The sequence below is a fragment of the Streptomyces sp. NPDC049627 genome, from assembly GCF_044465645.1.
GTDB lineage: Bacteria > Actinomycetota > Actinomycetes > Streptomycetales > Streptomycetaceae > Streptomyces.
On record NZ_JBITLW010000011.1, the window covers coordinates 245,059 to 264,703 of the forward strand.

19 protein-coding genes are annotated in these 19,645 nt (G+C 72.0%); 3 read left to right on the plus strand and 16 right to left on the minus strand.

From position 1 onward, the window contains the following. Positions 1 to 172: 172 nt before the first annotated feature. Complete coding sequence (locus ACIBU0_RS29360; RefSeq protein ID WP_398824369.1) at positions 173 to 688, minus strand: immunity 21 family protein; 516 nt, start codon at positions 686 to 688, stop codon at positions 173 to 175. A gap of 57 nt (positions 689 to 745) precedes the next feature. Next, positions 746 to 1,231, minus strand: coding sequence for a rhodanese-like domain-containing protein (locus tag ACIBU0_RS29365; RefSeq protein ID WP_398824371.1), 486 nt, complete (start codon positions 1,229 to 1,231; stop codon positions 746 to 748). Positions 1,232 to 1,325: 94 nt separating this feature from the next. On the opposite strand from ACIBU0_RS29365, the gene ACIBU0_RS29370 reads away from it, so the two are divergent. From ACIBU0_RS29370 to ACIBU0_RS29380, 3 genes are all read left to right on the plus strand, one after another. Next, on the plus strand, positions 1,326 to 1,772 hold the full coding sequence (locus tag ACIBU0_RS29370; protein WP_398824373.1) for an Lrp/AsnC family transcriptional regulator: 447 nt from the start codon (positions 1,326 to 1,328) through the stop codon (positions 1,770 to 1,772). 465 nt (positions 1,773 to 2,237) lie between these two features. After that, on the plus strand, positions 2,238 to 2,630 hold the full coding sequence (locus ACIBU0_RS29375; protein WP_398824375.1) for a hypothetical protein: 393 nt from the start codon (positions 2,238 to 2,240) through the stop codon (positions 2,628 to 2,630). 23 nt (positions 2,631 to 2,653) lie between these two features. Continuing rightward, positions 2,654 to 3,598, plus strand: coding sequence for a hypothetical protein (locus ACIBU0_RS29380; protein ID WP_398824377.1), 945 nt, complete (start codon positions 2,654 to 2,656; stop codon positions 3,596 to 3,598). Positions 3,599 to 3,713: 115 nt separating this feature from the next. Here ACIBU0_RS29380 and ACIBU0_RS29385 read toward each other — a convergent pair whose 3' ends face one another. The 14 genes from ACIBU0_RS29385 to ACIBU0_RS29450 all read right to left on the minus strand — a co-directional run bounded on the left by ACIBU0_RS29385 (position 3,714) and on the right by ACIBU0_RS29450 (position 19,492). Continuing rightward, positions 3,714 to 6,827: an AAA family ATPase gene (locus ACIBU0_RS29385; RefSeq protein ID WP_398824379.1), complete on the minus strand. Its 3,114-nt coding sequence runs from the start codon at positions 6,825 to 6,827 to the stop codon at positions 3,714 to 3,716. Further along, positions 6,824 to 7,987, minus strand: coding sequence for an exonuclease SbcCD subunit D (locus ACIBU0_RS29390; protein WP_398824381.1), 1,164 nt, complete (start codon positions 7,985 to 7,987; stop codon positions 6,824 to 6,826). Before ACIBU0_RS29390 ends, ACIBU0_RS29385 begins: the two co-directional genes overlap by 4 nt. Before the next feature lie 124 nt (positions 7,988 to 8,111). After that, entirely contained in the window at positions 8,112 to 8,738 is a 627-nt protein-coding gene (locus ACIBU0_RS29395; protein WP_398824383.1) for a YigZ family protein, read from the minus strand. 47 nt (positions 8,739 to 8,785) lie between these two features. Continuing rightward, on the minus strand, positions 8,786 to 9,328 hold the full coding sequence (locus ACIBU0_RS29400) for a SixA phosphatase family protein (RefSeq protein WP_398824385.1): 543 nt from the start codon (positions 9,326 to 9,328) through the stop codon (positions 8,786 to 8,788). Then, positions 9,325 to 10,083 (minus strand): hypothetical protein, encoded by a 759-nt coding sequence (locus tag ACIBU0_RS29405; protein ID WP_398824387.1) that lies wholly within the window; start codon positions 10,081 to 10,083, stop codon positions 9,325 to 9,327. Before ACIBU0_RS29405 ends, ACIBU0_RS29400 begins: the two co-directional genes overlap by 4 nt. Positions 10,084 to 10,300: 217 nt before the next feature. Beyond that, entirely contained in the window at positions 10,301 to 11,668 is a 1,368-nt protein-coding gene (gene mshA / locus ACIBU0_RS29410) for a D-inositol-3-phosphate glycosyltransferase (RefSeq protein WP_398824389.1), read from the minus strand. After that, positions 11,665 to 12,522 (minus strand): formate dehydrogenase accessory sulfurtransferase FdhD, encoded by an 858-nt coding sequence (gene fdhD / locus ACIBU0_RS29415; protein WP_398824391.1) that lies wholly within the window; start codon positions 12,520 to 12,522, stop codon positions 11,665 to 11,667. Before fdhD ends, mshA begins: the two co-directional genes overlap by 4 nt. A gap of 20 nt (positions 12,523 to 12,542) precedes the next feature. After that, positions 12,543 to 13,925, minus strand: a complete 1,383-nt coding sequence (locus tag ACIBU0_RS29420; protein ID WP_398824393.1) for an L-serine ammonia-lyase — start codon at positions 13,923 to 13,925, stop codon at positions 12,543 to 12,545. Between the two features lie 68 nt (positions 13,926 to 13,993). Continuing rightward, on the minus strand, positions 13,994 to 15,253 hold the full coding sequence (gene glyA, locus ACIBU0_RS29425) for a serine hydroxymethyltransferase (protein ID WP_398824396.1): 1,260 nt from the start codon (positions 15,251 to 15,253) through the stop codon (positions 13,994 to 13,996). After that, positions 15,250 to 15,687: a glycine cleavage system protein GcvH gene (gene gcvH / locus ACIBU0_RS29430; RefSeq protein ID WP_398824398.1), complete on the minus strand. Its 438-nt coding sequence runs from the start codon at positions 15,685 to 15,687 to the stop codon at positions 15,250 to 15,252. Before gcvH ends, glyA begins: the two co-directional genes overlap by 4 nt. Beyond that, positions 15,684 to 16,865, minus strand: a complete 1,182-nt coding sequence (locus ACIBU0_RS29435; RefSeq protein ID WP_398824400.1) for an NAD(P)/FAD-dependent oxidoreductase — start codon at positions 16,863 to 16,865, stop codon at positions 15,684 to 15,686. Before ACIBU0_RS29435 ends, gcvH begins: the two co-directional genes overlap by 4 nt. 209 nt (positions 16,866 to 17,074) lie before the next feature. Further along, a complete protein-coding gene (locus tag ACIBU0_RS29440) occupies positions 17,075 to 18,208 on the minus strand; it encodes an aromatic ring-hydroxylating dioxygenase subunit alpha (protein WP_398824402.1) in 1,134 nt (377 codons plus the stop codon). A 4-nt stretch (positions 18,209 to 18,212) separates the two neighbouring features. After that, positions 18,213 to 18,410, minus strand: a complete 198-nt coding sequence (locus tag ACIBU0_RS29445; protein WP_398824404.1) for a hypothetical protein — start codon at positions 18,408 to 18,410, stop codon at positions 18,213 to 18,215. Then, entirely contained in the window at positions 18,407 to 19,492 is a 1,086-nt protein-coding gene (locus ACIBU0_RS29450) for an S-(hydroxymethyl)mycothiol dehydrogenase (protein WP_398824406.1), read from the minus strand. Before ACIBU0_RS29450 ends, ACIBU0_RS29445 begins: the two co-directional genes overlap by 4 nt. Positions 19,493 to 19,645 lie beyond the last annotated feature (153 nt).

Consider the following 19,645-nt stretch of genomic DNA (forward strand, 5'->3'; position numbering starts at 1 on the left):
CCGTCGGAGCGTGCCCATCACGTCCACTGACCGTCGGAGCGTGCCCATCACGTCCACTGACCGTCGGAGCGTGCCCATCACGTCCACTGACCGTCGGAGCGTGCCCATCACGTCCACTGACCGTCGACGCAAACCCACCACGCCGACCGACCATCGACGCAAACCCGCAGATTCAGTGCGGCAGCCGTCGCAGCTCGACCAGCGCCAGCCAGGTTTCCGGGCCGGGCTGCACATGGGCGGCGCGGACCGCGTACGGCCCCGGCTCCAGGGCGACCCTCAGATGCTCGGTCCGTTCCGTCTCCCGGCCCGGCCAGGCCGAGTCGAACAGGACCACCGTGCCGGGCACCTTCCAGCGCACCTCCTGTCCCCAGTCCGCCGTGGCGAGGGCCGCCGGAACCCGGGCCAGCAGTTCCTCCTCGGAGTCGGCCGCGCACCACCGTACGAAGACACCGTGGTCGGGCAGGTACGAGGTGGACGCGGGCTCGTCACCGAAGACCAGCGCCGCGCTGTCCCCCACGGGCAGGAGCCCGACGGACCCGTCGACCTCGCAGGCCCGGTCGTAGTCGGACGCCGTCTCGTCGCCGTCGGCGCCCGCCCAGAACGGCAGCACCGTCTCCGGTACCGCTATCAGCGGGCCGCCGCCCGACTCCACCCAGTCCACCGCGCCCGGTTCCGCGTATCGCACCATGGCAGCAGAACCTACACGCCCACAGGCCTCACCCAGTCACCGTGGCGGACTCCCACCTCAGCACCCGCAGTTCTCCGCGTCCACCGGCGCGGTCAGCGGGTCCGCGGGGCGGCTCTCGCGGCCCTGCCAGGTCTCGAACTCGAAGCCCTCGCGGGCCCAGTACTCGAAGCCACCGAGCATCTCCTTGACCTGGTAGCCGAGTTCGGCGAGGGCGAGTGCGGCACGGGTGGCCCCGTTGCAGCCCGGGCCCCAGCAGTACGTCACGACGGGCACGGACTTGTCGAGGAGCTGCTCGGCCTGCTCGGGGATGAGGGCGGTGGGGAGGTGGATCGCGCCCGGGATGTGGCCCTGGTCCCAGGACTCGGTGGACCGGGAGTCCACGACGACGAACCCGGGGTCGCCGCCTGATGCGAGGGCCGCGGCGACGTCGGAGACGTCCGCGTGGAAGGCGAGGCTCGCCCGGAAGTAGGCGGCGGCGTCGGCCGGGGCGGCGGGGGCGACACGGAGGACGGGGTTGGCGGTGGTGGCTGCGGTAGTCGTCATGACCAGAAATCTATGGTCGGTGATCCACTTCCTGAAGAGGCGATCCCCGGCGCTGCTCTTGATCCGCCGGGGAATCCCCTGCTATTCCTCGCTCATGACCGCGTTTTCCCCGGACGCCACCGACTGGCGCATCCTCGATGTCCTCCAGCGCGAGGGCCGCGCCAGCTTCGCCGAGCTGGCCCGTGCCGTGTCCATGTCCGCGAGCGCGGTCACGGAACGGGTGCGGCGACTGGAGGAGGCGGGCGTCATCCAGGGGTACGCGGCGGTCGTCGACCCCGAGCGGCTGGGGCTGCCGATCCTGGCCTTCGTGCGCCTTCGGTACCCCAACGGCAACTACAAGCCCTTCCATGACCTGGTCGCCGCCACGCCCGAGATCCTGGAGGCCCACCACGTCACCGGCGACGACTGCTTCGTCATCAAGGTCGCGGCCCGTTCGATGCGGCACCTGGAGGAGGTGTCCGGCAAGATCGGCGCACTGGGCTCGGTGACGACGAGTGTCGTCTACTCGTCGCCGCTGCCCCGCCGACCGCTGGGCCGGTGACGTCGCAATCGAGCCACGCGCGCCGACATCCCCTGCCCAGCCTCCCCCTCCGCATCACAGGCACCCCACAGGCAACTCCTGGGCCTGAAGGCCGATCCGGGCATTCCGGATCCGGCGATGCGGTAACTCGCTTTCAAGACATGGCCGATATGGCCGCCAAGTTTTCCCTTGACCCGCATGTTCACACTGTGACTAGAGTGACTGCGCGGTAGGCGAATGGGACTGACCAACCATCCGCCCTACCGCTTGTCTTACGCGTCAGGGGGCGCGTCTTTCTGCTGACCTCCTCCCGAACGCGTCGTTCGAGGGGGGAACCGCGTCGTGCGCGATCTGCTGCTGCCGGGCATTGCCGGCATAGTCCTCGCTGCCCTTTTCGCTGCCCCCATGTAATCGACGCGCGACGTTTTTCCACTTTCCTTCGAACACACAGGAGCCTTTGTGTCCAGACGTGTGTCCATTCCCCTGATGGCTGTTGGGGTCATCGCCGCATCCCTCGCCGTGACCTCCTCGGCCGATGCTGCTCCGACCAGGCGCTGCAACGACCGGCAGGCGTGCTTCTACTTCAGCTCCAACCAGCAGGGAGCCGTCGCCCCGATCTACAACGGCGGCCAGAACCTCGACGCGCAGGTCTTCAAGCCCGGCTCCGGCCCCGGCGCAGGGCAGAAAGTCGAGGACAACGCGGCGTCCTGGGACTCCCGCACCCGCAACACCGCGTTCTGCGTCCATCGCGACCGCTGGTGGAAGGGCCCCTTCAACTCGCTGAAGCCGCAGGGCCGCAAGAACCTCACCTCCGCGCTGAAGAACAAGAATTCCTCGACGAATTGGTACCCCCGCCACGAGGGCGGCGGCGGCCACTGAACCCGGGAAGGAACCCTCCGCCCATGCGTGTGACCAAGACAGTGCCGATAGTCGCCCTTGCCGTGGGAGCGCTGACGCTCTCCGCGTGTTCCGGCCAGGACACGAATTCCTCCCCGGCGAACAAGGCCGGCGAACGCGTTCAGGCAGCTCCCGCCCGGATGGTGGCCGAGATGACCCTGCCTCTGGAGGCCTATCAGCTCAGTCCCGCTGACTACGAAAGAAGCCAGCAGGCCCTGTGGAAGCTCACCACGTCCTGCATGAAGGACATCGGCTTCACCTCCTTCGATTTCCTGCCCTCCAGGGGAACTGCGGACCAGATCGAAGCCCATGAGGACGTCCGCTACGGCACCTACAACCAGCAGGAGGCCGAACGCAACGGCTACCGGCCCGACTTCGGGAAGGGCGCCCGTGGTGCCGTGATCGGCGGCGAAGAGCCGAAGTTCACCGCGGAGGAGGAAGCCGCGCTCGACGGCGTCTCTCCCCAGGGCACCGACGGCGGGCAGAAGAAGGTCCGCACCACCGAGACCGGTGAAGCGATTCCGGAGGACGGCTGCTACGGGCAGGCTCTCGACAAGCTCACCGGCGGGCAGAGCGACCTCTACCTCGACGACACGCTGGTCGAGGAACTGAACGGCCAGTCCTACGAGCAGTCCCTCAAGGACCAGAGGGTCACAGCTGTGTTCGCCCGCTGGTCGTCATGCATGGTCGCGAAGGGTCTCACGTACAAGTCCCCGATCGATGCGAACAACGACCCTTCCTTCACCGGAGACACCGCCGGCGCCGAGGAGAAGAAGGTCGCGGTCGCGGACACCGCCTGCAAGAACAGCACCGACCTCGTGTCCGTGTGGCACGACGCCGAGGCCGAGGTCCAGCGCACGCTGATCAGCGAGCACGGTCCGGAGCTCGCCAAGCGCAAGGCCCTCAACTCGGCGATCCGTGCGAAGACCAGCGCCCTTCTGACGTCCTGAGCACCGCCCCACGTCCGCTCCGGTCGGACCCTGCCCGGGCGTCGGCGGCACACACCCCGGGCAGGAACCGGCTGTTCACGGTGCCGGTGGCGGAAGTCACCACCGGCACCTTCCGCTACCGCCAGCCGTCGACGCCCCGTTGCCGCAGCACCGACCCCGACCTCCCCTTCACCACCTCCAGCTGCGCATGGATCCGCCGCCGCAGATCGGCGACATGGCTGACGATCCCGACGCTGCGGTCCCGCTCGCGCAGAGAGTCGAGGACGTCGAGGACCTCGTCGAGGGTCTGGTCGTCGAGGCTGCCGAAGCCCTCGTCGATGAAGAGGGTGTCGAGGCGGACGCCGCCGGCCTCGTCGGTGACGACGTCCGCGAGGCCGAGGGCGAGGGCGAGCGAGGCGAAGAACGTCTCGCCGCCGGACAGCGTCGCCGTGTCCCGTTCCCGCCCGGTCCAGGCGTCGACCACGTGCAGCCCGAGTCCGCTGCGGCCGCGCCCGGCCCGGTCGTCGGAGTGGACCAGGGTGTAGCGGCCGGACGACATGCGCTGCAGCCGTACCGTCGCGGCGGCGGCGACCTGTTCGAGGCGGGCCGCCAGGACGTAGGACTCCAGGCGCATCTTGCGTTCGTTGTCCGCCGAGGTGCCGGCGGCGAGTGCGGCCAAGCGGGCCACGCGGTCGTACTCCTCGCGCCGGGGGCCGAGTTGGCGTACGGCGGTGGCCGCTCGGGCGGACAGCCGGTCGAGTTCGGTGCAGCGGCGGGCGGCCGCGTCGCGCGCGGAAGCGGCATCGCGGGCCCGCTGGGCCGCCGTGGCCGCCGACCGCTCCGCGGACATCACATCGGCCGGCGCCTGCTGGGCTGCGGCCGCGGTGTCGGCCTCGGCGAGGACGGCGCGTACGGCTGCCTCCTCGGACTGCCAGGCGTCGAGCCGTCGTTGGAGCTCGCGGTGCGCGGCGTCGTCGAGGAGGGCGGCGGCAGCGGCCTGCGGGGTGTCGAAGCCCGCGCGGAAGGCGGCGTCGGCCAGGCGGGCGTCGGCGTCCTTGAGTCGCTGGGCGGTGTCCTCGGCGGTGCGCGCGGTGTCGGCGGCCTCGGTGAGCAGGGCGACCTGCCGCTCCAGCTGGGCGGCGCGCGCGGCCACGCTGTCGGCGGTTCCGCGGGCCTGCGCCAGCTCCGCTTCCAGGCTGCTCTTCTCGCGGTCCAGCCGCTCGCGGTGACCCACCCGGGAGGCGGATCTGACGGCCGCCTGCTGTCGGTCCGCGGACCGCCGCTCGTACTCCGCCTCGGCGCGGCGCAGCTCCTCCTGCGCCGCGTGCAGGAGGGACCCGTCCCGGCGGGCCTGCGTGTAGAGGCGCTCCAACTCGTCGCGCTGCGCGGCGAGTTGCCGGGTCGGGGAGTCTCCGGCCTCGGCGGTGGCCGCGGCCAGCGCTTCCCGGACGACCCCCAGACGCCCTTCGACCTCGGTGTGCCGTTCCTCCGCCTGCTGGTAGGCGGCCAGCGCGCGCTCCTCCGCCTCCCGGTCCACGTGCCCGGCGTACTTGCGGGCGGGGGCGGGATGGTCGGTGGCGCCGCAGACCGCGCAGGGCTCGCCGTCCTTCAGCTGGGCGGCCAGTTCGGCGGCGATGCCGTTCAGACGCTGTTCCCTGACGTCGAGCCAGTGCGCCTTGGCCCGCAGCACCTGCTCCTGTGCGAGGCGGGCCTGCTCGGCGGCCGCTTCGGTGTCGCCGGCCAGCTGGTCGCGCAGCCGCGCGGCATCGAGCCGCTGCCGGGCGGGCTCGCGCTGTACGGCGAGTTGCTCGGCACGCGTCGCGGCCTCCTGGGCGGTGTCGATACGGCTCTGGAGTGCGGAGCGGCTCTGCTCCCACCCGGCCAGCCAGTCCTCGGCCTCCTGCAGCAGGTCCTCGTCGGCGCGCTCCTGACGGTCAAGCTCGTCGCGCTCGTCCACGAGGGTGGCCAGGCGCAGCTCGGCGCGGCGGGCGGACTCCAGTCCGCCCAGTTCCTCGGCGGCCCGGCGCGCCGCGGCGGCGAGGCGCTCTGCGGGGAGCGCCGTGATATGCCGTCGGTCGTCTGCCGCGCCGTCGTGGCTGGTCGCGCAGTTCCCCGCGCCCCTTGGGGACGCCGAACCGCCGCCGATTTCGATCCCCGAGTCGGTGTCGGCGGAGGCTTCCCGCAGTTCGGCACGCGCGCGTGCCTCGGCGGCCGCCGCCCGCCGGTGTTCGGCGTCGGCGGCCTCTCGCAGTTCCAGGGCCGGTGCGACCGTCTCGGCCTTACGGGCCCGCTCCATGCGGGCCTGGGCCTCACGGTAGGCGTCCGCGCGTGACTCCAGCAGCGCGGCCCGCTCCCGCGCCTCGGCGAACCGCCGCTGCAGCCGGGCCACTTCGCGTACGTCGGCCAATGCGCGTTCGGCGGCGGCCTGGGCGGATTCGGCGGCCAGGAGGCGGCAGTGGGCGACGGTCAGCTGTTCGCGGGCGGCGCTGCGGGCGACGGCGGCGGCGCCGAGGACGGCCTCGGCCAGGCCGGGCTCGCCCGGTGCGAGGTCGGGCAGCTGCATGGCGTCGCCCGCCGCCTGCTGCATCCTGTGCGCGTCGGCCAGCAGCGCGGCGTCGCCGTCCCGGACCTGGGCCTCGGCCGCCCGTCGGCGCTCGGCCAGGCGCCTTTCGACCTCGGCGAAGCGCTGGGTGTCGAAGAGGCGGCCCAGCAGCTTGCCGCGGGCCTCGGCGTCGGCGCGCAGGAAGCGGGCGAAGTCGCCCTGGGGCAGCAGGACGACCTGACAGAACTGCTCGCGGCTCATGCCGAGCAGCTGGGTGATCTCCTCGCCGATCTCCTGGTGCGAGCGGCTGAGATCCTTCCATGCGGCGGCCTGCGGGTCGTACTCGCGCAGCCGGCTCTGTGCCTTGTCGAGGGTCGTACCGGAGCCGCGCTTCTTCGGGCGCTCCCACGGCGGTTGCCGGGTGACCTCCAAGCGGCGTCCGGCGACGGTGAGTTCGAGGCGGACCTCCGTGCGGGTGCCGGAGGCGGCGTGGTCGCTGCGCAGGTTCATGCCGCCCTGGCCGCTCTGCCGGGCGCCCGGCACGGAGCCGTACAGCGCGTAGCAGACGGCGTCCAGGACTGACGTCTTGCCGGCGCCGGTGGGTCCGTGCAGCAGGAAGAGCCCGGCCGCCGAGAGCGCGTCGAAGTCGACGGTCTGCGCGCCGCCGAAGGGCCCGAAGGCCGTCACGTCGAGGCGATGGAGCCTCACCGCGCCACCTCCCGTACGGCCTCGTCGGCCCGCACCGCGTCGAACGCGTCCCGCAGCACGCCCTGTTCGTGTTCGTCCGGCCCGGCGCCCCGCACATGGGCCACGAAGTCCTCCGCGATCTCCTGATCGCTTCTGCCCGCGAGCCGCTGCGCATAGGAGACGTCGGGATCGTCCGGAGCCCGCTCGGGATCGAAGACGAGGCTGAGCGTGTGCGGGAAGCGCTCGGCGAGGCGGGCCATGGGATCCGCGGGGCGTACCGCGTCCGTGAGCGTCGCCTCGACCCACGCCTCCTCGTGCCGCGCGAGAGCGGGATCGGCGAGCAGTTCCTCCAGCGTCCCCCGGATCCGGGCCAGCGCGCGGGGCACCGGGCAGTCGACGCGCTCGGCGGTGACCGTGCCGTCGGCGTCCAGGTCGACGAGCCACATGGTCTTGCGGTGGTGGGCCTCCGAGAAGGAGTACGGCAGGGGCGAGCCCGAGTAGCGGACGCGCTCGGTGATGGTCTGACAGCCGTGCAGGTGACCCAGTGCCGCGTAGTCCACGCCGTCGAAGACCCCGGCGGGCACGGACGCCACCCCTCCGACGGTGATGTCCCGCTCGCTGTCGCTGGCCTCACCGCCGGTGACGAAGGCGTGCGCGAGGACGACGGAGCGCGTGCCACGCGCGCGCGTGGCGAGGTCGGCGCGCACCCGGTCCATGGCGGCGGCCAGCACGGCCTCGTGGCCGGGCTTCTCGACGGCGAACTCGTCCCTCACCAGGGCCGGTTCGAGATACGGCAGGCCGTAGAAGGCGACCTCCCCGAAGGCGTCCTCCAGCACGACCGGTGTCCCGCAGGCCGAGGGCGCGGTCCGCAGATGGATGCCCGCACGGCCGATCAGCCCGGCGCCCACGCCCAGTCGCCGGGCCGAGTCGTGGTTCCCGGAGATCATCACCGTCGGCACACCGAGGTCGGCGAGCCGGTGCAACGCGTCGTCGAACAGCTCGACCGCGGCGAGCGGCGGCACCGCGCGGTCGTACACGTCTCCCGACACGACCACGGCGTCCACTCCGCGCTCGCGCACGGTCATGACGAGGTGGCCGATGAACTCGGCCTGGGCACCGAGCATGTTGGCCCGGTGGAACGCCCGGCCGAGATGCCAGTCGGAAGTGTGCAGCAGTCGCATGATCCCCGAGACTAACGGCCGGGTCCGACACCACGGGCGGTTACTCCCGTATCGCCCCGTCATGGCAGGCTCGCCAGACGTGCGTTACGGACATTTCACCCAGCCCGTCACGTCACCCCGCCCGTCACGCGTCCCCGTACGCCTCTCCCCCGAGCTCGAACCCGGCCGTCCCGGCCGTCACGTCCGCGAGCCATGCCCGGAACGCCTCCACGTCGGCGTCCGGGAGGCCGACCTCGATCGTGACCGCCTCGGCGTACCGCACGTCCCGCACCTCGCGCCCGGTCGACCTCAGGTCGTTCTGGACCTTGCCGGCGCGCTGGTGGTCGACGGTGACCGTGACCAGCCGGAAGCGGCGCCGCGTGAGTGTGCCGAGCGCGTCCAGTGCCTCGCCCACGGCGCCTCCGTAGGCGCGGATGAGGCCGCCCGCGCCGAGCTTGACGCCGCCGAAGTAACGGGTGACGACGGCGACGACGTAGCGCATGTCGCGGCGCAGCAGCATCTGGAGCATGGGGACGCCTGCCGTGCCGCCCGGCTCCCCGTCGTCGCTGGCCTTCTGGATCGCGGCGTCGGCGCCGATGACGTAGGCCCAGCAGTTGTGCGTGGCGTCCGCGTGCTGCTTGCGGACGGCGGCGATGAAGTCCTGCGCCTCCTGCTCGGTGGCGGCCGGGGCGAGCGCACAGATGAAGCGTGAGCGGTTGACCTCGGTCTCGTGGACGCCCGCGTGGGCGACTGTGCGGTACTCGTCCTGCATCGGGCCAGCCTATGCGCAGCGTCCGCGGCCGCCCGCGCGGGAGGCGCTCACTTCTTCTTGCCCCGCGCCACCATGACATCCGTCAGCAGGGCCGTGCCGGGCGCGAGGGCCCGCCAGGTGGTGCCGTGCCAGGCCAGTACGGCGATCGCGGAGGTGGGGAACTTCGTCCGGACCTCGTCCAGTGTGTCGTCGAGGCCTTCTCCGGCGAGTTCGAGGACGAGCTCCTCCAGGCCGGGGTTGTGCCCGACCAGGAGCAGTGTCCCGACCTCGGGGGAGACCTCGTGCGCGACCGCCAGCAGGTCCGGCACGTCCGCCGCGTACAGCCGCGGCTCGTGGCGCACCGGCGGCGGTGTGCCCCACTGGGCGGACGCCAGTTCCCAGGTCTCACGCGCGCGTGCCGCCGTCGAGCACAGCGCGAGGTCCGGCAGACAGTCGGCGTCGGCGAGCATCCGGCCCGCGACGGGGGCGTCCCGGCGGCCGCGCGGGGCGAGCGGGCGTTCGTGGTCGGCGACGCCGTCCGGCCAGGCGGACTTGGCGTGCCTGAGAACGACCAGCCGGCGCAGCGGGCCGGCCCCGAGGCGGGCGCTCATGCCGGGGTTCCCAGGTCGCGGGTGAGGTCGAGGCCGAGGAGGCGGTCGGCGTAGGCGTACGTCTCGAAGCGGGCGCCGTCCGGCAGGTCCGGCGCGCTCTCCACCGAGCGCAGCACCCTCAGGACGCCGGGCACGTCGAGGTCGTCCTCCCAGGCGGTGCGCAGCTCTGCCCGGACCTCGTCGGGGATGGGGCGCGACGGCCGCTGTGCCCACGAGGCGACGGCGCCGCGCCAGCGTACGAGGGTGTCGTGGGCGTCGGCGAGGGCGGCCGAGTCGAGTCGTACGGGCTCGCTTCTGCGGTGGGAGAGCAGCACTAGGCGCAGGGCGGCGGGGTCGGCCTCCTCGGGGGGCGCCTCCGCGTGCACGGGCGCGACGGCGACCCGCACCCCGTCGGGTTCCGCGCCGCGCTCGCGCACGACATGGAGGACCTGTGCCTCGCCCAGCCCCGACGCGGCGTCCTGCCCGTCCTCGAAGGGCCGGATGCCCAGCGCCGCGGCGCCCGCCCGGAGCTCCGCCTGCTGCCGCTCCTCGTCGAGCAGCGCCCAGACCGGCGTGCCCCCGAGTTCCAGGGCGCGGACGAGGAGATCGGCGACCAGCAGGATCCGCAGGGCGGTGACGTCGAAGCCCTCCGTATGCGCCTCGATCCGGGTCAGGCCGCGGCGGGCGGGGGCGGCGTCGACGGGTTCGCCGGTTCGGGCGTCGATGATGCGCAGCACGGAGCGAGCGTAGGCGGACGGGCCGCCCGGCGCAGCCATCCGACCCGCTTTCCGGTCACCGTGGCGGCCCTCGGGTCTGCCGGGAGTTCGCTGGTCATCCATGGTCGTACGGCCCACTCACGCGCGCGAGGCGTCTGTCGTACCCGGGCATCGCCACCCCCTGCCGTGCGGACTGCCCGAACGGTACAGCGCGGCGGCCCGGCCGGACAGGAGTTCGGGCCCGGACTACCGGAGCGGGGGCCGGCGGAGTTGCCCCTCACCCCCTGCGCACTGCGCGGAAACCGTCGCCTCGACGCAGCAGGGCCTCCGCGTACACGTCCGCCGTGGCCGCTGCCGCCCTGGCCCAGCCGAACGACCGGGCGTGTTGGACCGCGGCCTCGCCCATCCGGGCGGAGCGGGCCGGGTCGGCGGCGAAGCCGTCCAGCACGCGCGCGTAGTCCGCCGGATCGTGCCCGGGTACGAGGACGCCGCTCACTCCGTCCCGTACGGCCACCGGCAGGCCTCCGACCTCGGCGGCGATCACCGGCGTGCCGCAGGCCTGTGCCTCGACGGCCACCAGGCCGAAGGACTCGCTGTGGGACGGCATGACCAGGACGGACGCCGCCCGGTACCAGTCGGCGAGCCGGTCCTGGCCGACCGGCGGCCGGAACAGCACGACATCGGATATGCCGAGGCAGGCCGCCAGTTTCTGCAGCCCTTCGGGCTCGGCCAGGCCGGTGCCGCTGGGTCCGCCCACGACCGGCACCACGAGCCGTTCACGCAGCCGTGGCCGCTCCGCCAGCAGCCGGGCCACCGCGCGCAGCAGAACGTCCGGCGCCTTCAACGGCTGAATGCGGCCCACGAACAGCGGGATCAACGCGTCCTGCGGCAGGCCGAGGCGGGAGCGGGCCGCGGCCCGGACACCACGGGCGCCGGGGCGGAAGCGCTCCAGGTCGACTCCGGGGTGGACGACGGCGACCCGGCCAGCGTCGGCGTCGTAATGCCGCAGGAGTTCCTCCGCCTCCCTCTCCGTGTTGGCGATCAACCGGTCGGCGGCGCATACGACTTGGGTCTCGCCGGACACGCGAGCCGCGGGCTCGGGGGTGTCGCCCTCGGCGAGAGAGGCGTTCTTGACCTTGGCCATGGTGTGCATGGCGTGGACGAGCGGGACGCCCCAGCGCTCGGCGGCGAGGCGGCCGACGTGGCCGGAGAGCCAGTAGTGGGAGTGGACCAGGTCGTAGTGGCCGGGCTGCCGGCCGGCCCAGGCCTGCGTCACACCGTGCGCGAAGGCGCACAACTGGGCGGGCAGGTCCTCCTTGGCCAGGCCCTCGTAGGGGCCGGCGGCCACATGCCGTACCAGGACGCCGGGCGCGAGTTCGACGCTGGGCGGGAGCGCCGCGGAGGTGGCGCGGGTGAAGATCTCCACCTCGATGCCGAGGACGGGGAGGCGCTTGGCGAGCTCGACGACGTAGACGTTCATCCCCCCGGCGTCGCCGGTACCGGGCTGGTGCAGCGGTGAGGTGTGCACGCTGAGCATCGCGACGCGGCGGGGGCGGGGGTGGGCGTCGGGTGGCCGCAAGCAGGGTGGGCCGACAAGGGTGTTGCCGTGGGTGTGGCTGTGCCGGAGTCCGTCGGGCCGGGTCACGTGGTGGCTCCGGTCGTCGCCCCGGCTCGCAGGTCGAGGCGCCGCTCCCCCGCGTACACGTTCATGGAGCCGCCGCGCAGGAAGCCGACGAGGGTGAGCCCGGTCTCCGCCGCCAGGTCCACGGCGAGGGAGGACGGTGCCGAGACCGCGGCCAGCACCGGGATGCCGGCCATGACCGCCTTCTGTGCCAGCTCGAAGGACGCCCGCCCGGACACCAGCAGAATGCTCCGGGACAGCGGCAGCCGGCCGGAGCGCAGTGCCCGCCCGATGAGCTTGTCCACGGCGTTGTGCCGGCCGACGTCCTCCCGCAGGTCCAGCAGTTCACCCTCCGGCGAGAACAGTCCGGCGGCGTGCAGGCCACCGGTCCGGTCGAACACCCGCTGCGCGGCCCGCAGCCGGTCGGGCAGGACCGCCAGCAGGTCGGGGGCGACCCGGACCGGGGGCGTGTCGGCGATCGGCCAGCGTGCGGTGGTCCGTACGGCGTCCAGGCTTGCCTTGCCGCACAGACCGCACGACGACGTGGTGTACACGTTCCGCTCGAGCGTGATGTCGGGCAGCGGTACGCCGGGGGCGAGTCGCACGTCGACGACGTTGTACGTGTTGGAGCCGTCCTGGGTGGCTCCGGCGCAGTACACGATGTTGGCCACCTCCTCGGCCCGGCCCACGACGCCCTCGCTCACCAGGAACCCGGCGGCGAGCGCGAAGTCGTCCCCGGGCGTGCGCATGGTGATGGCCAGCGGCTTGCCGCCCAGCCGGATCTCCAGTGGCTCCTCCGCGACCAGCGTGTCCGGGCGCGCGTTCACCGCACCGTCCCGGATCCGCAGCACGCGCCGGCGCTCGGTGACTCGTCCCATGCCGTGTCGCTTTCCCCTGCTCAGCACTCGATGACGTTGACGGCGAGACCGCCGCGCGCGGTCTCCTTGTACTTGACCTTCATGTCGGCGCCGGTCTCCTTCATGGTCTTGATGACCTTGTCGAGGGAGACGTGGTGGCGGCCGTCGCCGCGCAGGGCCATGCGGGCGGCCGTGACGGCCTTCACCGCGGCCATGCCGTTGCGTTCGATGCACGGGATCTGGACCAGGCCGCCGACCGGGTCGCAGGTGAGGCCGAGGTTGTGTTCCATGCCGATCTCGGCGGCGTTCTCAACCTGTTCGGGGCTGCCGCCGAGGACCTCGGCGAGCCCTCCGGCGGCCATGGAGCAGGCGGAGCCGACCTCGCCCTGGCAGCCGACCTCGGCGCCGGAGATGGACGCGTTCTCCTTGAAGAGCATGCCGATCGCCCCGGCGGCGAGCAGGAAGCGGACGATTCCGTCCTCGTCGGCGCCGGGCACGAGGTCGAGGTAGTAGTGCAGAACTGCGGGGATGATGCCCGCCGCGCCGTTCGTCGGAGCGGTGACGACCCGGCCGCCCGCCGCGTTCTCCTCGTTCACCGCCATCGCGTAGAGGGTCACCCACTCCATCGCACGGCCCGCCCGGTCCCCCTCGCTGCGCAGGGCCCGGGCCGCCGCCGCGGCCCGACGGCGGACCTTCAGGCCACCGGGAAGGATGCCCTCGCGACCCAGGCCCCGGGAGACGCAGGCCTGCATGACCCGCCAGATCTCCAGCAGTCCCGCGCGGATCTCCTCCTCGGTGCGCCAGGCCTTCTCGTTCTCCAGCATCAGCGCGGAGATCGACAGGCCGGTCTCCCGGGAGAGCCGCAGCAACTCGTCGCCCGTGCGGAACGGATGGGTCAGCACCGTGTCGTCGGGCTTGATCCGGTCCGCGCCGACCGCGTCCTCGTCCACGACGAAGCCGCCGCCCACCGAGTAGTACGTCTTCTCCAGCAGCGGCACACCGTCGGCGTCGTAGGCGAAGAGGATCATGCCGTTGGCGTGGTACGGCAGCGAGCGTCGGCGGTGCAGGACCAGCTGCGTCGAGATGTCGAAGCCGATCTCGTGGGCCGGGCCGATCTCGGCACCGAGGAGGCGGATGCGTCCGGTGCCGAGGATCCGCTCGACGTCCAGGTCGGCCTGCGCGACGTCGACCGTGTGCGGCTCGTTGCCCTCCAGGCCGAGCAGCACCGCCTTGGGGGTGCCGTGGCCGTGGCCGGTGGCACCGAGGGAGCCGAAGAGCTCCGCCCGTACCGCGGCGGTCTGGGCGAGCACACCGTCCTGCTTCAGCCTGGCCACGAACATCCCGGCGGCGCGCATCGGGCCGACGGTGTGCGAGCTGGACGGGCCGATGCCGATGGAGAACAGGTCGAAGACGCTGATTGCCACGCCATACTCCGGGGGGATGGGCGGGGCGCGCCGAAGAGTCACGGCACGCCCCTGCGGGAGGTTGTCGGTTACAGGCCGGGGTACAGCGGGTGCTTGTCGGCCAGGGCCTTCACCCGGGCCTTGAGCGCCTCCGCGTCGTACGACGGCTTCAGCGCCTCGGCGATGACGTCGGCGACCTCGGCGAAGTCCTCGGCCCGGAAGCCGCGGGTGGCCAGGGCCGGGGTGCCGATGCGCAGACCGGACGTCACCATCGGCGGGCGCGGGTCGTTGGGGACGGCGTTGCGGTTGACCGTGATGCCGACCTCGTGGAGACGGTCCTCGGCCTGCTGCCCGTCCAGCTCGGAGTCGCGCAGGTCGACCAGGAGCAGGTGCACGTCGGTGCCGCCGGAGAGCACGTTCACCCCGGCCTCACGGGCGTCGGGCGCGGTGAGCCGCTCGGCGAGGAGCTTCGCGCCCTCGACCGTACGCCGCTGGCGCTCCCTGAACTCCTCCGACGCCGCCACCTTGAAGGACACCGCCTTGGCCGCGATCACGTGCTCCAGCGGCCCGCCCTGGAAGCCCGGGAAGACCGAGGAGTTCAGCTTCTTCGCGAAGTCCGTGCTGCGAGCGAGGATGATGCCGCCGCGCGGCCCGCCGAGGGTCTTGTGCGTCGTGGAGGTGACCACGTCCGCGTACTCGACCGGGTTCGGGTGCAGCCCCGCCGCGACCAGACCGGCGAAGTGCGCCATGTCCACCCACAGGTACGCCTCGACCTCGTCCGCGATCCGCCGGAACTCCGCGAAGTCCAGCTGCCGCGGGTACGCCGACCACCCCGCGATGATCACCTTCGGGCGGTGCTCCTTCGCCAGCCGCTCGACCTCGGCCATGTCGACCAGACCGGCGTCGTCCACGTGGTACGCGACCACGTTGAACTGCTTGCCGGAGAAGTTCAGCCGCATGCCGTGGGTGAGGTGGCCGCCGTGCGCCAGGTCCAGGCCCAGGATGGTGTCGCCGGGCTGGGCCAGCGCGAACAGGGCCGCCTGGTTGGCCGAGGCGCCGGAGTGGGGCTGCACATTGGCGTACTCGGCGCCGAACAGCTCCTTGATCCGGTCGATGGCGATCTGCTCGGCGACGTCGACGTGCTCACAGCCGCCGTAGTAGCGGCGGCCCGGGTAACCCTCGGCGTACTTGTTCGTCAGCACCGAACCCTGCGCCTCCATCACCGCGAGCGGCGCGAAGTTCTCGGAGGCGATCATCTCCAGGGTGGACTGCTGGCGCTCCAGCTCGGCGTCGACGGCGGCGGCCACCTCCGGGTCGAGTTCGCGCAGGGGCTGGGTGAACAAGGTCATCGGCGGTCTCCTTGGGTGTGGGCGCAGTGGGCGGCATAGGCATCGGGGGTCAGCGCGCCGGCGATGTTCTCGACCCGCAGCCGGAACAGCCAACCGCCGGTGTAGGGGGCGGCGTTGACGACGCCGGGGTCGTCGGCCAGGGCGGGGTTGACTTCCAGGACCCGGCCCGAGGCGGGGGCGTACAGGCCGCTGACGGCGGTCCGTGACGCGATCTGCCCGCAGCTCTCCCCTGCCTCGACCCAGGTCCCGACGTCGGGCAGCCGGAGGTGGACGACATCGCCGAGGGCCTTCGCCGCGAACGCGGTGATGCCGACGGTGGCGTTGCCCTCGTGCACGACCAGCCACTCGTGGTCCCAGGTGTAGCGCAGGTGCCGCGGAATGCCCGGGGCGGTCTCCGCTGCGGACTCCGGGGAGAGGTGGGGCGCGGAGCTCATGACACGACGGCCGTGACGGCGGGGACGAGGGTGCGGCGGAGCCGGTTGAAGAACTTGGGCTGGTTGAGGGAGAGCACGGCGACGGGGGCGCCCTCGCGCCGGTAGACGGCCGTGAAGGTGCGGCTGTCGATGTCGCCCTCGACGATCTCGGGCTCGGCGCCGGGAGCGACGTGTCCGGCGACTTGGATGCGTACCTGGTACTGGTCGGACCAGAAGTACGGCGGGGTGAGCGGGGCCTCCGCCGGGACACCGGTCAGCAGCGTGCGGGCGGCGGTCTTCGCCTGCTCGGTGGCGTTGCTCCAGTGTTCGATGCGGGCGTGCCGTCCGGTGAACGGGTGGGGGCAGCGGGCGACGTCACCGACGGCGACCACGCCCGGTACGCCGGTCGCGCAGCCGGAGTCGCACACCACGCCGTCGTCCAGCTGCACACCGGAGCCGGCGAGCCAGTCGGTGTTGGGCCGCACGCCCACGCCGGCCACGACGATGTCGGCGGGCAGCACCCGCCCGTCCGCCAGCCGTACGCCCGTGACCCGGCCCTCGCCGATCAGTTCCGCCACGCCGGTTCCGCACAGCAGCCGGACCCCGTGATCGGTGTGGAGCGAGGAGACCACCAGCCCCATCGCGCGCCCGAGTTGACGCTCCAGCGGCACAGGGAGCGCCTCGACGACGGTGACGTGGAGTCCGAGCCGGTGTGCGGTGGAGGCCACCTCGGCGCCGATGAACCCGGCGCCGATGACGACGACCCGCGGCAGGCCGTCGAGCAGTTCGGCGCGCAGGGCCTGGGCGTCCTCCAGGGTGCGCAGGGTGTGGACGCCCGCCAGCCCGTCGGCGCCCGGGAGGGTGCGCGGACTGGCGCCGGTCGCGATGACCATGCCGTCGGTGCGCACATGCCGCCCTCCGGCCAGGGTGACGGTGCGGGTGACGGGGTCGAGCCGCACGGCGCGCTCGCCGAGCAGCCACTGCGCGTCCAGGACCTCGTACTCGTCCGCGTCGCCGAGCGCGAGGGCGTCGGCGTCGACTGCGCCCTTGAGGAAGTCCTTGGACAGCGGCGGGCGGTCGTAGGGAGTGTGGCGCTCCTCCCCCACGACGACGATCTCGCCGTCGTAACCCTCTGCGCGCAGTGCGCGGACCGTGCTCAGGCCTGCCAGCGACGCTCCGACGACGGTGATGCTCCTCATGCCGGCTCCAGACGGGATGTCTCATATGGCACAACGACAATCGCTATGCGCAACATGGTTTCGATGGAATACAGGGGTGTCAAGGGAGGAGCCACATATCGGTTCCCGATCACGCACAGGGTTGCACTAAGCGCAACACAAACCCCGTGGCCCGCCCACCTGCCGGAGGGGCCGCAACAGCAGGTGGGCGGGCGGTACCGGGGGCTGGGTCAGTGCGGGGGCCGCACCTCGAGCTTGTTCTGCAGCCAGGTGTGGAACTCGCCGATGTGGTGCTCACTGGGCACCAGCACACCGCCCTGGGCGTACGCCCTCGAGCTCATCGCCGGCTGGGTGCGCTCGCAGGCGTCGAAGTCCTGCTGGTTGACCCGGTGGAACAGCTCCACCGAACGCTCCACGTCCTTGCCGCTCTCCACGACGTGCGGCAGATACAGCCAGTCGCACTCGACGACCGTGCGGTCGGGTGCCATCGGGTACATGCGGTGGAAGATCACGTGGTCGGGGACGAGGTTGATGAACACCTGCGGCCGGACGGTGATGGCGTAGTAGCGGCGGTCCTGGTCCTCCGCGACGCCCGGGATGCGGTCGAGGCCCTCGGAGCCGTCGACGGTGAAGCCCTGGACCTCCTCACCGAACTCGGCGCCGTGGCCGACGTAGTACTGGGCCGCGTAACCGTCCGCGAACTCCGGCAGCACCTCGGTGAGTTCGGGGTGGATGGTGGCGCAGTGGTAGCACTCCATGAAGTTCTCGATGATGAGCTTCCAGTTGGACTTCACGTCGTACGTGATACGGCGGCCCACCTTCAGATCCTCGATGCCGTAGCGCTCGATCGACTCGACGTCGCCGAGGCGTTCGACGACCGCGCCCTGCACGTCCGCCTCGAAGGACGGCGGGGTGTCGGCCAGGCACACCCACACATAGCCGAGCCACTCCCGCACATGGACGTTGATCAGGCCGTACTCCGTGCGGTCGATGTCCGGCATCGACGTCAGGTTGGGGGCCGCGACCAGCCTGCCGTCCAAGCCGTAGGTCCAGGCGTGGTACGGACATTGGAAGGCGCGCTTGACCTCGCCGGACTCCTCGGTGCAGAGCTTGGCGCCGCGGTGCCGGCAGATGTTGAGGAACCCCTTGACCGAGCCGTCCCGCGACCGGGAGATCAGCACGCTCTCGCGGCCCACCTGACAGGTGCGGAAGGCGCCGGGCTTGTCCAGTTCGGCGGCGCGGGTCACACAGAACCACATGGCCTCGAAGACCCGCTCCTGCTCCCGGGCGAAGACCTCGGGGGCGGTGTAGTACTCGCCGGACAGCGTGGGGATCAGACTGGGCGGCAGGTTCGTGAGGGTCATCGTGTCACCTTCGGAAAATGTCGGACGTGCGGAAAGGTCGGACGCGTACGTGGCGCGGGTCGAACAGGGCGATGGGGTGGTCGGTGGTGCCGGCGGGTGCCAGGTCGGTGAGGATCTCGCCGAGCAGGATCGGCGCGCCGTCGTCGTTGCCGTCCGGTTCGAAGGTGCCGGAGGTGACGAGGCGTTCGATGCGTGCGGTCACAGGATCACCACCGAGCGCAGGACGTCGCCGTGGTGCATCGTGGCGAACGCGGCCTCCACGTCGTCCAGGGTGATCGTCTCGGTGACGAACTCGCCGAGGTCGAAGCGGCCCTGGAGGTAGAGGCCGATCAGGGCGGGGAAGTCCCGGGAGGGCAGGCAGTCGCCGTACCAGGAGGACTTCAGCGCCCCGCCGCGGCCGAAGACGTCCAGCAGGGGCAGGTCGAGGGTCAGATCCGGGATGGGGACGCCGACCAGGACGGCGGTACCGGCCAGGTCGCGGGCGTAGAAGGCCTGTTGGAAGGTCTCGGGGCGGCCGACCGCGTCCACGACGACGTCGGCGCCGTGGCCGCCGGTCAGCTCACGGATCGCCGCGACGGCGTCGGTCCGGGAGGCGTCGACGGTGTCGGTGGCGCCGAACCGCTCGGCCCACTTCAGTTTCCGCTCGTCGACGTCCACGGCGATGATCCGGGAGGCGCCGGCCACCTGGGCGCCCGCGATCGCGGCCATGCCCACGCCCCCGCAGCCGATCACCGCGATCGAGTCACCGCGCCCCACGCCGCCCGTGTTGACCGCGGCACCGAACCCGGCCATCACCCCGCAGCCGAGCAGGCCGGCCGCGGCGGGCGAGGCCGTCGAGTCGACCTTGGTGCACTGGCCGGCGGCGACCAGGGTCTTCTCGGCGAAGGCGCCGATGCCGAGGGCCGGGGACAGCGGGGTGCCGTCGGCGAGGGTCATCGGCTGCGTGGCGTTGTGGGTGGCGAAGCAGTACCACGGCTTGCCCTTGCTGCAGGCCCGGCAAGTGCCGCAGACGGCACGCCGGTTGAGGATGACGAAGTCGCCGGGCGCGACATCGGTGACGCCCTCGCCGACCGCCTCGACGACACCGGCCGCCTCGTGGCCGAGCAGGAAGGGGAACTCGTCGTTGATCCCGCCCTCGCGGTAGTGCAGGTCGGTGTGGCAGACGCCGCAGGACTGCACCCGCACCAGCGCCTCACCGGGGCCGGGGTCCGGCACCAGGATGGTCTCCACCGAGACCGGTGCGCCCTTCTTCCGGGCGACGACGGCGCGTACCTCGTGTGTCACGGTCGATCTCCTCGTCGAGGGGACGGCCGAATGCGATCTTCGGGATCTTCGGCCTGATGTACTGGATGGCCGATCAACAGTGGTTGCGCATCAAGCAACTCTCTTCGCTATAAGCAACGACCGACCAAACTGTCTCCCCGCAGACACCCACTG

Excerpts from the sequence above, each read along its gene's own strand:
- ACIBU0_RS29360 (WP_398824369.1), bottom strand. The coding sequence starts at position 688 with ATGGTGCGATACGCGGAACCGGGCGCGGTGGACTGGGTGGAGTCGGGC.
- ACIBU0_RS29365 (WP_398824371.1), bottom strand. The coding sequence starts at position 1,231 with ATGACGACTACCGCAGCCACCACCGCCAACCCCGTCCTCCGTGTCGCC.
- ACIBU0_RS29370 (WP_398824373.1), top strand. The coding sequence starts at position 1,326 with ATGACCGCGTTTTCCCCGGACGCCACCGACTGGCGCATCCTCGATGTC.
- ACIBU0_RS29375 (WP_398824375.1), top strand. The coding sequence starts at position 2,238 with ATGGCTGTTGGGGTCATCGCCGCATCCCTCGCCGTGACCTCCTCGGCC.
- ACIBU0_RS29380 (WP_398824377.1), top strand. The coding sequence starts at position 2,654 with ATGCGTGTGACCAAGACAGTGCCGATAGTCGCCCTTGCCGTGGGAGCG.
- ACIBU0_RS29390 (WP_398824381.1), bottom strand. The coding sequence starts at position 7,987 with ATGCGACTGCTGCACACTTCCGACTGGCATCTCGGCCGGGCGTTCCAC.
- ACIBU0_RS29395 (WP_398824383.1), bottom strand. The coding sequence starts at position 8,738 with ATGCAGGACGAGTACCGCACAGTCGCCCACGCGGGCGTCCACGAGACC.
- ACIBU0_RS29400 (WP_398824385.1), bottom strand. The coding sequence starts at position 9,328 with ATGAGCGCCCGCCTCGGGGCCGGCCCGCTGCGCCGGCTGGTCGTTCTC.
- ACIBU0_RS29405 (WP_398824387.1), bottom strand. The coding sequence starts at position 10,083 with ATGGCTGCGCCGGGCGGCCCGTCCGCCTACGCTCGCTCCGTGCTGCGC.
- fdhD (WP_398824391.1), bottom strand. The coding sequence starts at position 12,522 with ATGGGACGAGTCACCGAGCGCCGGCGCGTGCTGCGGATCCGGGACGGT.
- glyA (WP_398824396.1), bottom strand. The coding sequence starts at position 15,253 with ATGACCTTGTTCACCCAGCCCCTGCGCGAACTCGACCCGGAGGTGGCC.
- gcvH (WP_398824398.1), bottom strand. The coding sequence starts at position 15,687 with ATGAGCTCCGCGCCCCACCTCTCCCCGGAGTCCGCAGCGGAGACCGCC.
- ACIBU0_RS29435 (WP_398824400.1), bottom strand. The coding sequence starts at position 16,865 with ATGAGGAGCATCACCGTCGTCGGAGCGTCGCTGGCAGGCCTGAGCACG.
- ACIBU0_RS29440 (WP_398824402.1), bottom strand. The coding sequence starts at position 18,208 with ATGACCCTCACGAACCTGCCGCCCAGTCTGATCCCCACGCTGTCCGGC.